9 protein-coding genes are annotated in these 15,596 nt (G+C 32.0%); 2 read left to right on the top strand and 7 right to left on the bottom strand.

Annotation, left to right across the window (positions count from 1 at the left end):
• The first annotated feature begins 177 nt into the window (after window positions 1–177).
• A complete protein-coding gene (locus ACKTTC_RS03525) occupies window positions 178–1,338 on the top strand; it encodes a pyridoxal-phosphate-dependent aminotransferase family protein (RefSeq protein ID WP_408038335.1) in 1,161 nt (386 codons plus the stop codon).
• 7 nt (window positions 1,339–1,345) lie between these two features.
• Here ACKTTC_RS03525 and ACKTTC_RS03520 read toward each other — a convergent pair whose 3' ends face one another.
• Window positions 1,346–2,281 (bottom strand): LysR substrate-binding domain-containing protein, encoded by a 936-nt coding sequence (locus tag ACKTTC_RS03520; RefSeq protein ID WP_408038333.1) that lies wholly within the window; start codon window positions 2,279–2,281, stop codon window positions 1,346–1,348.
• Window positions 2,282–2,394: 113 nt separating this feature from the next.
• On the opposite strand from ACKTTC_RS03520, the gene katG reads away from it, so the two are divergent.
• Window positions 2,395–4,680, top strand: a complete 2,286-nt coding sequence (gene katG / locus ACKTTC_RS03515; RefSeq protein WP_408038331.1) for a catalase/peroxidase HPI — start codon at window positions 2,395–2,397, stop codon at window positions 4,678–4,680.
• Window positions 4,681–4,817: 137 nt separating this feature from the next.
• On the opposite strand, the gene ACKTTC_RS03510 is transcribed toward katG, so the two are convergent.
• From ACKTTC_RS03510 to ACKTTC_RS03485, 6 genes are all read right to left on the bottom strand, one after another.
• The gene (locus tag ACKTTC_RS03510; RefSeq protein WP_408038329.1) at window positions 4,818–5,996 is read right to left on the bottom strand and encodes an acetate/propionate family kinase; all 1,179 of its coding nucleotides are present in this window, start codon (window positions 5,994–5,996) and stop codon (window positions 4,818–4,820) included.
• Window positions 5,997–6,005: 9 nt separating this feature from the next.
• Entirely contained in the window at window positions 6,006–8,099 is a 2,094-nt protein-coding gene (gene pta / locus ACKTTC_RS03505; protein ID WP_408038327.1) for a phosphate acetyltransferase, read from the bottom strand.
• A gap of 99 nt (window positions 8,100–8,198) precedes the next feature.
• Window positions 8,199–10,601: a glycoside hydrolase family 31 protein gene (locus ACKTTC_RS03500; RefSeq protein WP_408038325.1), complete on the bottom strand. Its 2,403-nt coding sequence runs from the start codon at window positions 10,599–10,601 to the stop codon at window positions 8,199–8,201.
• Between the two features lie 111 nt (window positions 10,602–10,712).
• The gene (glgB, locus tag ACKTTC_RS03495) at window positions 10,713–12,629 is read right to left on the bottom strand and encodes a 1,4-alpha-glucan branching protein GlgB (protein WP_408038323.1); all 1,917 of its coding nucleotides are present in this window, start codon (window positions 12,627–12,629) and stop codon (window positions 10,713–10,715) included.
• Between the two features lie 21 nt (window positions 12,630–12,650).
• Window positions 12,651–13,925 carry a glucose-1-phosphate adenylyltransferase gene (locus ACKTTC_RS03490; protein ID WP_408038321.1) on the bottom strand — a complete coding sequence of 425 codons (1,275 nt, stop codon included), beginning with the start codon at window positions 13,923–13,925 and terminating at the stop codon, window positions 12,651–12,653.
• Between the two features lie 11 nt (window positions 13,926–13,936).
• The gene (locus ACKTTC_RS03485) at window positions 13,937–15,343 is read right to left on the bottom strand and encodes a glycogen synthase (protein WP_408038319.1); all 1,407 of its coding nucleotides are present in this window, start codon (window positions 15,341–15,343) and stop codon (window positions 13,937–13,939) included.
• Window positions 15,344–15,596 lie beyond the last annotated feature (253 nt).

Below are 15,596 nucleotides of genomic sequence, written 5' to 3'. Positions count from 1 at the left end.
TAGTCTTTTAAATTATTATAGGATTTTTTCATTTTGAATATCATAAAATCTCTTATCTATTTTTTCTTAAAATTGAAAATTACCTTATTCAAATTCAGGTTTTCACAATCTTTTTTTCACTTGCCTTTTACCTAAAAACATTTCTGTAAATTCCCTAAAATAATTAGGTAAAACACAATGAAAAACAGAAAATTATTAATGATTCCTGGTCCTATAGAAATGGATCCTGCTGTATTAAGAGCCATGGGAGAAATAACCACTAGTCATGTAGCTCCAAATTTTATTGAAAGCTTTGGTTCTTCAATAGAACTCATGCGAAAAATATGGTTCGCTCCAAGTGGACAACCTTTTATTGTTTCTGGAAGTGGAACTTTAGCTATGGATATGGCTGTTTGTAATTTAATAGAACCTAACGATAATGCGTTGGTAATTTCTACGGGGTATTTTGGCGAGCGTTATAAAAATATTTTAGCTACTTATGGTGTTAATGTAACAGTATTACAAGCGTCTATTGGAGGTACAGTTCCTTTGGATATTATTGAACAGGAATTAGCTTCTAAAAAATATAAATTAGTTACTATAACTCATGTTGACACCTCTACTGGTGTTTTAAATAATCCTAAACCAATTGCCGCTCTTGCTAAAAAGTATAAAGCTTTGAGTATTTTAGATGGTGTTTGCGCTACTGCTGGTGAAATAACTGAACAAGAAAATTGGGGTATAGATGTTGTGTTAACGGGTTCTCAAAAAGCTATCGGTGTTCCTCCAGGCTTGGCTCTTTTTGTTGTTTCTGAAAAAGCAATGAAAGTATGGAAAGATAGAAAATCTCCAGTTCAAAATTATTATGGAAGTTTTGATAATTGGTTACCTATAATGCAAGCTTATGAAGCTAGAAAAGCTTCTTATTTTGGTACACCGCCTGTTAACTTAATTCGCGCTTTAGAAGTAAGTTTACGTTTAATTGACAAAGAAGGAATTAAAAATAGAGTGCAAACTCATATAACATATGCTCGTGCTTTTAGAAAGGCTATTAAAGCATTGCAATTAGAATTAGTTCCTAGAAATGAGAAAGTAGCTGCACATACCATGTCTGCGATTTATTATCCTGAAAATATTAATGCAGATCAGTTTAGAAAAGATGTTAGTGAATACGGCGTTATTCTGGCAGGTGGTTTGCATAGTGAAATTAAACATTTGTATTTTAGAATTGGTCACATGGGTACTATTAACAAAAGTGATTTAGTTGCTACTTTAAGTGCTATTGAATACGCTCTTAAACAACAAAATTATTCTTTTAAGCTAGGAAGTAGTATTGCTACTTTTTTAAAACATATATAATTACCTTTTACAAAGGTTTTAATATTCTATATTCTTCAGTAGACGGGATATGCTTGTCTACTGCTTTTTGAATAGTATTTTTTAATTCTATTAAAAGTTTCTTTTTTACAAAGAATTTATGTGTTATAAGTCCTACACTTCTTACAGGAATTGGTGCACTAAACTCTACTAGTTTATTTTTTACTTTTTCAGTAACATCTATAGAAGCTAAATAAGGTAAAATAGTCATTCCTTTTCTTGCTTCTGTAATTCGTAGTAAGCTGTCCATAGAGCCTGATTCAAATTCAAAATTTAGTCCTGTTTTCGTTGATTCATTAGATAAATCACAAATTCGTTGTACTTGTGTTCGTAAACAATGTCCCTCTTGTAATAAACACAACTTAGAGTAATCTAAATTTCCTACAGACACTTTATCATTTACTATTTCCCCACTACAATCGTATAACAAAAACGGCTCTGAATATAAAGGTGTTTCTTCTAATTGCGGATCTTCTAATGGTAATGCCAAAATACCAATATCTATATTTCTGATTTTTAATTCTTTCTGAATTTGAGCTGTAGTCATTTCTTTAACAATCATTTTCACTTTTGGAAAAGTACTGGCAAAATCAGTTAAGAATAACGGTAATAAATAAGGGGCAATAGTAGGTATGATTCCTATCTTCAACTCTCCTATCATTTCTCCTTTTAATTCTTGCACTAAGTTTTCTAAAGCATCAATTTCATTTAATACAATACGTAGTCTTTTTATAATTTCTTCTCCTTCAGCAGTTATTGAAACTGGTTTCGTTTTTCTGTTGAAAATTTTAATTCCTATCTCTCCTTCAAACTTACGAATCATCGTACTTAAGGTAGATTGTGTTACAAAACACTTTTCTGCCGCTGCTTCAAAATTTTTTAAATCAACTACGGCCAATACGTATTGAAATTGCTGTATGTTCATAATGAAGCAAATATAAAACAATATTCACAATATAGATATTAACTTCTAATATATCGTTTTTATAAATAAAACTAATCATTTTCCTTTGTAGTATCAATTTAACGCTAATTAAGATGAAATTAAAACTAATCACTGCATTACTTTCTGTTTTCCTAGTTTCTTGTAGTACCTCAACTACAGAAAAACAACATACTGAAACAGAAAAAGAAGGATCTTGTCCTTTTGGTTTTGACAAAACCCACAAAAAAGAACAAATTAAACAAGCGAAAAAAAATCGCGATTGGTGGCCAAATCAATTACACTTAAATGTATTGGCTCAAAATTCTGCATTAACAAATCCAATGAGTAAAAGTTTTAGTTACGCAGAAGCCTATGACAAGTTAGATTATAAGCAATTAAAAGCTGACTTAAAAAAATTAATGACAGATTCACAAGAATGGTGGCCTGCTGATTATGGTCATTATGGTCCGTTATTTATTCGTATGGCTTGGCATAGTGCTGGTACATATAGAACTGGAGATGGACGAGGCGGTACTCGTATGGGATTACAACGTTTTGCTCCTCAAAATAGTTGGCCAGATAATGCTAACTTAGACAAAGCCAGAAGATTATTATGGCCTATAAAACAGAAGTATGGAAATAAAATTTCTTGGGCTGATTTAATGATCTTAACAGGTACAGTAGCCATAGAATCTATGGGATTAAAAACAATTGGTTTTGCTGGTGGTAGAGAAGATGTTTGGGTACCTCAAGAAGATGTGTATTGGGGTTCTGAAAGTGGATGGTTAGAAAGCAGACGACTAAATGAAAAAGGTGAGCTAGATTTAGAGATTGAAAATCCATTAGCAGCAGTTCAAATGGGATTAATTTATGTAAATCCTGAAGGACCTAATGGAAACCCAGATCCTGTTGCTTCTGCTAAAAATATTCGTATTTCATTTGCTAGAATGGGAATGAATGATGAAGAAACAGTGGCTTTAATTGCTGGTGGACATACATTTGGAAAAACACATGGAAAAGCTAGTCCTGAAAAATATTTAGGTGCTGCTCCTGAAGCTGCTGGCATAGAAGAACAAGGTTTAGGATGGAAAAGCTCGTATAAATCTGGAAAAGGTAAAGATGCAATCACTTCTGGTTTAGAAGTTATTTGGACACCTACACCAACTAGATGGAGTCATGCATTTTTAAATACTTTAATGGATAATGAATGGGAACTTACTAAAAGTCCTGGAGGAGCAAAACAATGGGTTGCTAAAGATGTAGGTGAAATTTTTCCTGACGCTTTTGATAAAAACAAAAGACACAGACCTACTATGTTAACTTCTGATTTAGCTTTAAAATTTGATCCTGCTTATAAAAAAGTATGCGAAAAGTTTTTAAACGATCCATTATCTTTTGATGAGGCATTTGCGAAAGCTTGGTTTAAGTTAACTCATAGAGACATGGGACCAAAAACTACATATTTAGGTTCTGATATTCCTAAAGAAGATTTTATTTGGCAAGATCCAATTCCAGTACGTACTACACCTGTAATTACTAAATTAGATATAACTAAGTTAAAAACTGAGATTTTAAATGCTGGAATTCCTGCTAATGAATTAATTGAAACTGCTTGGGCTTCTGCTGCTACCTTTAGAGGATCTGATAGAAGAGGCGGAGCCAATGGAGCTAGAATTCGTTTAGAACCTCAAATTAACTGGGAATCGAATAATCCAACTCAATTAAAGAAAGTATTAGCTGCTTACGAAAAGATTCAAGAAAAATTCAATGCTTCTAGTAGTAGAAAAGTTTCAATGGCCGACTTAATTGTTTTAGGAGGTAGTGTCGCAGTAGAAAATGCTGCTAAAAAAGCTGGATATGATGTTGAAGTTCCTTTTAACCCAGGAAGAATGGATGCTTTACAAGATCAAACAGATGTAGCTTCTTTTGCTGTTTTAGAACCAATGGCAGATGGATTTAGAAATTACCAAAAGAAAAAATATACATTATCTACAGAAGAGTTATTAGTAGACAAAGCACAATTATTAACATTAACTGCTCCTGAAATGACTGTCTTAGTTGGTGGGATGCGTGCTTTAAATGCAAATTTTGACAATTCTAATAAAGGAATATTAACTGATAAACCTGGTGTATTGACAAATGACTTCTTTAAAAATTTATTAGATATGAATACAGTTTGGACTGCTACTTCTGATGATAAATTAGTTTTTGAAGGAAAAGATAGAACTAGCAACCAACCAAAATGGATTGCTACAAGAGCTGATTTAATTTTTGGATCTAATTCTGAATTAAGAGCCGTAGCTGAAGTATATGCTAGTGAAGATGCTAAAGAAAAGTTTGTAAAGGATTTTATTAAAGCTTGGTCTAAAGTAATGAACTTAGATCGATTTGATTCATAACATTTTTTATTTTTGAACCCGTAATAATTGTACCCGATTATTACAAAACAAAAAGAGATGTAATTGCTACATCTCTTTTCTTTTTTAGTATACTGTTATATTATCACTGTAATGAAAATTCCTTTTTCCTTTTTAAATTACAAATTATAAGCTTGTTTCGCTATTTCTAATTCTTCATTGGTTGGAATTACTAACACTTTAACTTTTGCATCTTCTGTATGTATTTCTGTAAGCTCTTTTGCTCTCACATTGTTCTTTTCAGCAGAGATTTCTATGCCAAAGAAATCCATATTGTTACAGATTTTTTCTCGCATTAACACTGAGTTTTCTCCAATACCTGCTGTAAAAACAATAGCATCTACTCCATTCATTGCAGCTACATACGAACCTATATACTTCTGAACTCGATACGCATTAATGTCTAACGCTAATTGACAAGCTATATTTCCTTTTGCAGCCGCAGCTTCAATATCTCTTAAATCGCTAAAACCAGTTAGCCCGAACATTCCGCTTTCTTTTTGTAACAATGCATTCACATCATTTACATTATACCCTAAAGTATTTACCAAATAGAAAATTAGTGTATGATCTATATCTCCACTACGAGTTCCCATAACTAATCCAGTTACTGGGCCAAAACCTAAACTATGATCTATACTTTTTCCGTTTTCTACTGCAGTAATACTACATCCATTTCCAAGATGAATAGTAATAACTTTAGTATTTCCCTTCCCTAAATATGTGTTTGCTATTTCCGAAACATACTTATGACTCGTTCCATGAAAACCATACAAACGAATTTGCTCTTCTATTAAAAACTTCTTTGGAATTGCGTATGTATATGCTTTCGCAGGAATAGATTGATGAAAGGCTGTATCGAAAACAGCAACTTGCTTAGCGTTTTTAAAGATTTCTTCAGCAACATTAACTCCTTCTAAATTTGCAGGATTATGCTGTGGTGCTAAAGAAAATAAATCTTTAATTTTATTTTTAACTTCTTCTGTAATAATTGTTGTTTCAGTAAAAGAACTTCCTCCATGTACAACTCTATGTCCTACTACAGCTACTTCATCTGTAGAAGTTAAAACTCCTATTTTTTCATCCAGTAATAAGTTTACAACTTTTTCTAAACCAACTTTATGATTTGGAATTTCTGTTGTTTCTTTTATGGTTTCTACTTCAGATGTGTAGTTTACAATTCCATCAGATAAACCTATTCTTTCAATAAGTCCAGAACAAATAACTTTTTCTTCTGGCATGTTGAATAATTGGTATTTTATAGAAGAGCTTCCTGAATTTATAACTAGTACTTTCATAGTTTGTTTTTATTCTTGTGCTTGAATTGCTGTTAAGATAATGGTATTGTAAATATCATCTATGGTACATCCTCTACTTAAATCATTTACAGGTTTATTTAATCCTTGTAACATTGGACCAATTGCTAAAGCACCTGTTTCACGTTGTACTGCTTTATAAGTATTATTTCCTGTATTTAAATCTGGGAAAATTAACACATTTGCTTGCCCAGCTACATCTGAATTAGGTAATTTCTTTTTTCCAACTGTTGGATCTACAGCTGCATCATATTGAATTGGCCCTTCCACTTTTAAATCAGGTCGTTTTTCTTTTACAATTGCTGTTGCTTCTCTAACAATATCTACATCTTCTCCTTTTCCTGACGCTCCCGATGAATATGACAACATTGCTATTTTAGGATCGATTCCAAAAGCAATACTTGAGTCTGCAGAAGAAATTGCTATTTCTGCTAATTGCTCTGGTGTTGGATTTGGATTAATTGCACAATCTCCAAATACAGATACACGATCTTCTAAACACATAAAGAAAATAGACGATACTACAGAAAAACCAGGTTTTGTTTTTACGAATTGCAACGCAGGTTTAATGGTATGTTGTGTAGTATGTGCTGCACCAGAAACCATTCCATCTGCTAAACCTTTATACACCATCATGGTTCCGAAATATGAAACATCAGCCATTAAATCTTCCGCCATCGCAGGACTCAATCCTTTATGTTTTCTTAACTCATATAAAGTATTTGAAAAGTCGTTAAAATATTCTGATGTAATTGGATTGATAATTTGTGTTTTATCAAAATCAAAAGAAATATTTAATCTTTTTACTGCTGTTTCAACATTAACTCTTTTTCCTAGAATGGTTAAATCAACTAAATCAATTTTTTGTAATTGTGAAGCTGCAGTAAGTATTCTATCATCACTTCCTTCTGGTAGTACAATATGCTTACGAGCAAGTTTAGCTCTTTTAAGTAAATTGTACTGGAACATTCTTGGTGTAAGTGTGTTTGTTCCTTTGTATGTAATTAGTTTATCACTTAATGCTTCTATGTCTACATACTTTTCAAATGTATTAATAGAAAGCTTGATTTTATTTTTATTCTCTGCATAAATATGAGAACGTATAGAACCTAATTTGGATGCAATACTAAACGTACCTTCTTTTACTTTTAAAATAGGTACTACTTTTTCTAAACCGTTAATCAATTCTATTACCGATTCGCTAAGTGTTATATCTCCTGTAAGAATAATTCCAGAAATGGTTGGGTAGCGACTTGAAATATTTGCTTGTAAGGTTCCTAATAAAATATCAGAACGATCTGTTGGAGTAATTACAACACTTTCGTCTGTTAAATGGTTCAAGAAATGTGCTAATTGCATAGCCCCAACTTTTATTTCACCCGTTGTAGAATTTAATAGTTCTTCTCCAAATAATACTTCTGCTTCTAAAGCCGAGGCAATTTCTTGAATCGTTGGATTGTTTAATTTGCTATTCATTGGAATAGCATTAATTAATAACGATTTTGGTAAGTTTTCTCCAATCCCTTCTAAAATAACTGGAATATTTTCTTCTTGTATTTTATTCGCAATTACTGCTATTACTTCAACTTCTTTATTGGTAAAAGAATCGTATGTTAATCGTAATCCTTGAATGAAATCTTCTAATGTCTTCTCTATTCCTCCAGAGACTATCATAACAGGAACTCCAAGATTTTTAGCGATTAGTACATTTAAGTCCATTTCGATAACGGCTCCGTGATCTGAGAAATCTGTACCTTCTACAATTACAAAATCGTGCTTCTCTTCTAGTTTTTTATATTTCTGAAGAATTACATCAATTACTTCATCTTCTTGATCATCGTTGAGCAAGTCTAACAATTCAGATCTTGTAAACGCATAAGTATCTTCATAATCACATTTTATATCGAAAAAATTTACGATGGTATTTACGTGATTGTCTTTTTTACCATTTACTGTATTATCTATAATTGGTCTGAAGTAACCAACTTTGGGTTTATTACGTAAGAGTAATTGCATAAGCCCTAAGCTTAGCATTGACTTCCCCGAATTGGCCCCACTAGCTGCTATATATATGGCTTTGTTCATCTTCTAATTTTTCTTCAAAATTAGTTCATTTTAGTATTCAATAGCAGCACTTTATAAGATTTTTTATGAGAATTTTCCTATTACTAAAAAATAAAGTTGTTATCCTACAATATGTAATTCTGTAAAGTCTTTTGGAATCACAATCGTATTTTTTTCAGAATTAAATTCAATATTTTTTAAATCTACGATAACGTTATCTATTTCAATTTCCTTCACTGTAAAAGGAAGTCCAATAAATTCAAGCTTAATTGTATCGTATTCTGTGATAAAAGTTCCGTCTTTATGCTGCTGAATGATCACTTCATTTTCTTTTCCTGTAAAAGAAAATGTTCGTAAACTATATCTTCCTTTCATATAGTCGTACCCATCTTGTGCGTCTTCAAAAACTTTAGAAACTTCTTTCTCTCCTAGTTTAAAATATACTTCTAATTGTAGTTGTTCTATTGTTTTTTCTCCTATATATTGTTGAATCGGATATTTAGGAATGACTGCTCCTTCCTTTATAAACATTGGAATAATATCTAAATCTGCATCGACCCATTTTTCTAATCCTCCTGATACATACTCTCGAGTCCAGTAATTATACCAATGTCCTCTTGGAATATACATTCTTCTTCCTTTAGAGTTAGGTTCTTGTATTGGACAGACTAAAATTTGATTTCCAAAAATAAATTCATCCGTTCTGTAATGTGTTTGTGTGTCGTACTGATCGTATAACACAAGTGATTTTAACATTGGAACTCCATATGCTGCATACTCCCAAAACATGGTATATAAATAAGGAAGTAATTGATAACGTAATTCCACATATTTTCTAGTTACATCAACTACTTCTTCTCCGAAAGTCCATGGTTCTTGGTTTCCGTGATCTCCTGAAGAATGCGTTCTACAGAATGGATGGAATACACCTAATTGTATCCATCTTGCATATAATTCTCCTGTTGGATGCTCTGCAAAACCTCCAATATCACTTCCTGTAAACGACATACCGCTCATACTCATGCGCTGTGCCTGAATATTGGCAATCCATAAATGTTCCCAAGTAGCAATATTATCGCCTGTCCAAGATGAAGTAAAACGCTGCGCACCAGAATATGCAGAACGTGTTATTATAAATGGACGTTTTGGATATGCATATTTTTTCACACCTTCATAGGTAGCACGCGCCATTTGTGTTCCATAAATATTATGTGCTTTTCTATGACTACAATGGTTGCCATCGTAACTATGACGTACATCATCTGGGAATGTTTTTGTTGGAACCTCCATTACTGCAGGTTCATTCATATCGTTCCAAATACCTTTTACCCCAATTTCATCTATAATTTCTTTGAACAATCCAGACCACCATTCTCTTACTTTAGGATTGGTAAAATCTGGAAAAAAACATTCACCCGGCCAAACTTTCCCTCTCATATATGGACCGTCTGCTCGTTTACAGAAATAGTCATTTTCCATAGCTTCTTTATACACCCAATAATCATCATCAATTTTAATTCCTGGGTCTATAATGGCAATAGTTTTAAAGCCATCTTCTGCTAACTCAGCCACCATACGTTTTGGGTCTGGAAAATAGTCTTTATTCCATGTAAAACAACGAAAGCCATCCATATAATCAATATCTAAATAAATACCATCACAAGGAATTCTAAGTTCTCTAAATTTACTTGTAACTTCTTTTACTTTAGATTCTGGGTAATAACTCCATTTACATTGATGATATCCTAAAGCCCAAAGTGGTGGCAATTCTGGTTTTCCTGTTAAATCGGTATATCGAGTAATAACATCTTGCATTTGTGGACCAAAGAAAAAATAGTAATTCATTTCTCCACCATGTGCCCAAAAGCTTGTTACATTTCTTCTTTCGTGGCAGAAATCAAAGAAAGTTTTAAATGTATTATCGAAGAAAATACCATAGGCTCTTTCTTCATACATTCCAATATAAAAAGGAACACTTTTATATAACGGATCTTGATCTTTACCATAGGCATATTGATCTGTTGCCCAATTTTCTACTCTTTTTCCTTTTAAGTTTAAATGCATTGGCTTATCTCCAAGACCATAATAACATTCACCTTGCGGAGCAGATTTACTCATTTTTACAATGTTCCCTCCATACTCATAACTTTGTTCCCAATGAAATCCCCAATCGTCTTTACAAATAATATTACCTTCTCTATCATAAATCGTTTTTTTCAGATCTAACTTGTCTACTTGAATTATGATTCTTCTAGTAATGATTTTATAACACGTTGTTTCTTCTTCTACTTCTAATATACTGTAACCTCTTACGCCATCTTCACTAATTGCATATGAAAAATCTTTTTCAAAATTGTTATCTGTAGCATATCTAAAGCGTATAACGCTTCCTCTTAAGATTGTTACTTGAAGAATAACTCCATTTTCTGTTTTAAAATAGATCTTGTCTACGTCTTGAGAAAATGAATTAATTTTTCCTGGGAATAGATTTCCTTTATTCTCTAATTCTGTATTAATAATCATAATACTTCACGATTTAGGGTTTGTTATACTTTTATAAACTCTTATAAAAAAACGATTTACACTTGAATTGCTAAACCATTTAGCATTGTTTTTTTACGAAATCGATTGATATTAAATGGTTTCAACTTTGAATACAACAGCACCTAATGGTGGTATCGTAATTTCTGCTGAAAACTTTCTATAATTCCAATCTATAGGTTCGGTAGGAATGCTCTTTTTATTTGAAACACCGCTACCTCCATATTTTTTATAATCACTATTAAAAATTTGCACTAGATTTCCTTCTGATGGTATTCCTATTCTATAAGAATGTCGTGGAACTGGTGTCATATTGCATACAATAACCAACACATCCTCTTTTGTATTTCCTTTTCGAACGTAACTAATGACTGAATTTTCATGATCTTCATAACTAATCCATTCGAAACCTTCAGTTTCAAATTGTTTTTTGTGTAATGCTGGATATGTTTTGTATAAAATATTTAGGTCTTTTATCATTTTTTGTACACCTGCATGTGTATCATATTCTAATACATACCAGTCGAGACTTTCTTGAAAATTCCATTCTCCATGTTGTCCAAATTCAGCTCCCATGAACAATAATTTTGTTCCTGGATGTGTAAACATATAACTGTATAATAGTCTCAAATTGGCAAACTGCTGCCATTCATCACCAGGCATTCTACCTACAATACTCCTTTTTCCATGCACTACTTCATCATGCGAAAGCGGTAACATAAAGTTTTCAGTAAATGCATATGTCATACTAAATGTCAGATCATTCTGATGGTGTTTTCTGTAAATAGGTTCTTTACTAAAATATTGAAGTGAATCGTGCATCCATCCCATCATCCATTTCATTCCAAATCCTAAACCTCCCATATAGGTTGGCCTGGAAATTTTAGGAAAAGCAGTAGATTCTTCTGCTATGGTTTGTACATCTGGAAAACTTGCATATACTGCTTCATTTAATGCTTTTAGAAAATCAATAGCTTCTAAATATTCATTTCCTCCAAACATGTTAGGTTCCCATTCTCCATAATTTCTAGAATAATCTAAAAAGATCATAGAAGCAACTGCATCTACACGTAAACCATCTACATGATATTGATCTAGCCAAAAAATAGCATTGCTTATTAAAAAACTTTTGACTTCATTTCTTCCATAATTAAAAATCAAGCTTTTCCAATCTGGATGATAGCCTTTTCTTTTATCTGGATGTTCATATAAATGTGTTCCATCAAATAATCCTAAACCATGTGCATCTTCAGGAAAATGAGAAGGCACCCAGTCTAGAATAACACCAATATCATTCTGGTGGAATTTATCTATTAAAAACTTAAAGTCTTCTGGGTAGCCAAAACGAGAAGTTGGAGCAAAATATCCTGTGATTTGATAACCCCAAGAAGGATCGTATGGATATTCCATTACTGGCATCAACTCTACATGTGTGAATTGCATTTTTTTCACATACTCAACCAACTCATCAGCCATTTCAATATATGAAAGCGATCGATTGTTATCTTCAAATTTCTTTTTCCAAGAACCTAAATGCACTTCATAAACTGAAAAAGGTGCGTTTATAGCATTGTGTTTTTTCCTCTTTTTCATCCATTCAGTATCGCTCCAAGTATATGGATCATCCCAAACTACAGAAGCTGTTTTTGGAGGATGCTCACATCTTCGTGCAAATGGATCTGCTTTTTCAGTTTTTATATCATTATTATGAGAATGTATTCTGTATTTATATAGATTTCCTTTCCCCACATGTGGAATAAAACCTTCCCATATTCCTGAAGCATCCCAACGAACATTAAGTAAATGTTCTCCTTCTGTCCAATAGTTAAAATCTCCAACTACCGAAACTGACTTTGCTGAAGGTGCCCAAACAGCAAAATAAGTTCCTTCAACACCATTTAGTTCTATAATATGTGAACCTAACTTTTCATATAATCTAAAGTGTTTTCCTGATTTGAATAACCCAATATCGAAATCTGTTAATAAACTATGTGCTAAAACTTTATTCATAAATAAATTGAATCTTAAAACTTACTGTAATGTGAATCCGTTTGGAATAATTGCTCTTCTTTTAATTACAACAATTCCATCTTTTACTACGTAAGCTTCTTCATGGGCATCCTTCAGATGCTTTCCTCCTTTTATGGTTACATTATTACCAATTCTTGCATCTTTATCTATAATTGCATTTTTAATTACACAATGTTCTCCAACACCAATATGAGGTCTACCTTCCTCAATGTCTTTAGCCATATCGTCCATTTCCTGATACACATTGGCACCAATCATATAGGTATTTAGAATTTGACTTCCTTTTCCTATTCTTGAACGAATTCCTATAACTGCTGTTTCTATTTTTTCAGCATTTATAATACAACCATCTGCAATCATTGCTTTATTTAATGTAGTTCCATAGATTTTAGATGGCGGTAATATTCTAGGTCTTGTTAATACTGTTTTTGAAGTATCAAACAAATCAAATTTTGGTATTTCATCTGTAAGACCAATATTTGCTTCAAAGAAAGAAGCTATAGTTCCTATATCTGTCCAATAACCTTTATATTGATATGCTAGCACTTTATTTTTTCCTATCGCATCTGGAATTATTTCTTTCCCAAAGTCTATAGTATCTGGGTTAGACATTAATTCTATTAATAAATCTCTATTGAAAATGTAAATTCCCATAGAAGCTAAATAATGTCTTCCTTCTTCCTCCATTTCTTTATCAACTTCAGACTCCCAACCTTTCAACTTTTCTGCTGAAGGTTTTTCTACAAATGAAGAGATAAAACTTTCTTCATCTGTTTTCAAAATTCCAAATTGAGTAGCATCATTAAAGTTTACAGGTAAGGTTGCAATACTTATTTCTGCATTTTTATCAATATGTTGTTGTAACATATCATCAAAATCCATTTGATATAATTGATCTCCTGAAAGAATTAGTACATATTCAAATTCATGATTTAAAATATGATGCATTGATTGTCTAACGGCATCTGCTGTTCCCTGAAACCATGTTTTATTTTCAGGTGTTTGTTCTGCTGCCATAATATCTACAAAAGCCTCACTAAAACTACTAAACGTATAAGTGTTTTTTATATGTCTATTTAAGGATGCGGAATTAAACTGAGTCAGTACAAACATTCTTTTAATATCGCAATGAATACAATTGGATATTGGAATATCTACTAATCTGTATTTTCCAGCTATAGATACGGCTGGTTTTGAACGTTTGTCTGTTAAAGGTGACAATCTACTTCCTTGTCCACCTCCTAAAATAATTGCGAGAACTTTTTTATTTATCATTATGGGTTGGGTTAAATTGATTTGTAGAGATCGATGTATTCTTGAGCAGACTTTGTCCAAGAATGATCAATCTTCATAATTTGTTTTTGTATTCTTCTAAATGTCTTTGTATCCTTATATAATTCAACAGCACGTCCTATTGAATAATTAATATCCCAAACAGAAGCTTGATCGTGACAAATACCAAAACCTCCATCTCCTATATCAATAACGGTATCTTTTAATCCACCTGTTCTTCTTACTATAGGAATTGTTCCATATCGCAATGAGTACATTTGATTTAACCCACAAGGTTCCACTCTTGAAGGCATTAATAAGAAATCTGAACCCGCATATACTAAATGAGATAACTTTTCATCATAACCAATATGTGCATTAAAACTCCCTTGAAATTCATCTTTTAAAGCGTTTAATTCATCTTCTATCTCTTTATGACCAGAGCCTAAAATGAAAACAGAAATTTCTTTATAATTGGAAAGCGCTTCTCTTATTGCTTCTGGTAATAAATCTGCTGATTTTTCTCCTACCAAACGTCCTATAAAACTGAACAATGGTACATTCAGATCAAAACCATAACGATCGCACAATTCTTTTTTATTTGCTTTCTTTCCAGAAACTACATTAGCTGATTTATAATTTTTGGCTAACATTTTATCTGTTTCTGGGTTCCAAAACTTAGTATCTATACCATTAAGTATTCCTGTGCATTTCTCACTTTCACTTCTAAGTAAACCTTCTAATCCATTAGCATTTTCTTTTAATTCTTCCATATAAGAAGGAGAAACTGTATTCACCTTAGAAGCACATTTAATTCCAGAAGCTAAAGGATTAATAGATCCATACCAATCTAAAAGTCCTACATTCTCAAAATTGAAACTTGGTAATAAGTCTAATTTATCATGCGAAAAATGCCCTTGATATTGTGCATTATGTATTGTAAGAACTGTTGGTGTTCCTTTCAATTTATTATAATCATAACAATTATTTATAAAAAATGGAATTAAAGAAGTATGATGGTCATGGCAGTGAATAACATCAAATGAATGACCTTCTTTTAGGATCCAATCCAATACAGCTAATTGGAAGCCTAAATAACGATTTAATTCGTCTTCATACCCATATACTTGCTCCCTATCTAAAAGACTCTCTATTCTCACTAAATAGGTGTCAAACAACTGTTTGCTTAATTGTAATTGAAGTATTGTATAATGATAATTTGTATCATTGAAGTTTATCTCTCCATTAAAGATTTCTTTTGACTTTTTCTTTTTTACAAAAGCATTATCATAATAAGGCATTATAACAATCGAATTTGTTCCTAAATCACCTTGATAATTTGGTAAAGATCCAACAACATCGGCTAATCCGCCAACTTTTGCTACTGGATAACATTCGAAACTTGTATGAAGCGTTTTCATTAATAAGAGGGGTTAAATTAGTTGTTCTCTAAAATTAATGAATTGACTAAAGAAAAGGATAAATTAATTATTAAAAAAAGGCTATCAAAAATGAATAAATAATAAAAATGAGGACGTTATTTTATTCTTTTGTATAATTATTGTTACTACAACGTTTTATCATTTTTCTTATAAGAAGTTATTTTTCGAAGTTTTGTAAACAAAAAAACCACATACTAATGTTTAGTATATGGTTTTGTTTAAAAGAAAGGCG

Source organism: Tenacibaculum amylolyticum, from assembly GCF_964511145.1.
Lineage (GTDB): Bacteria > Bacteroidota > Bacteroidia > Flavobacteriales > Flavobacteriaceae > Polaribacter > Polaribacter amylolyticum.
Note: the sequence above shows the minus strand (reverse complement) of the source record. Positions and strands in the feature narration are given on the sequence as shown.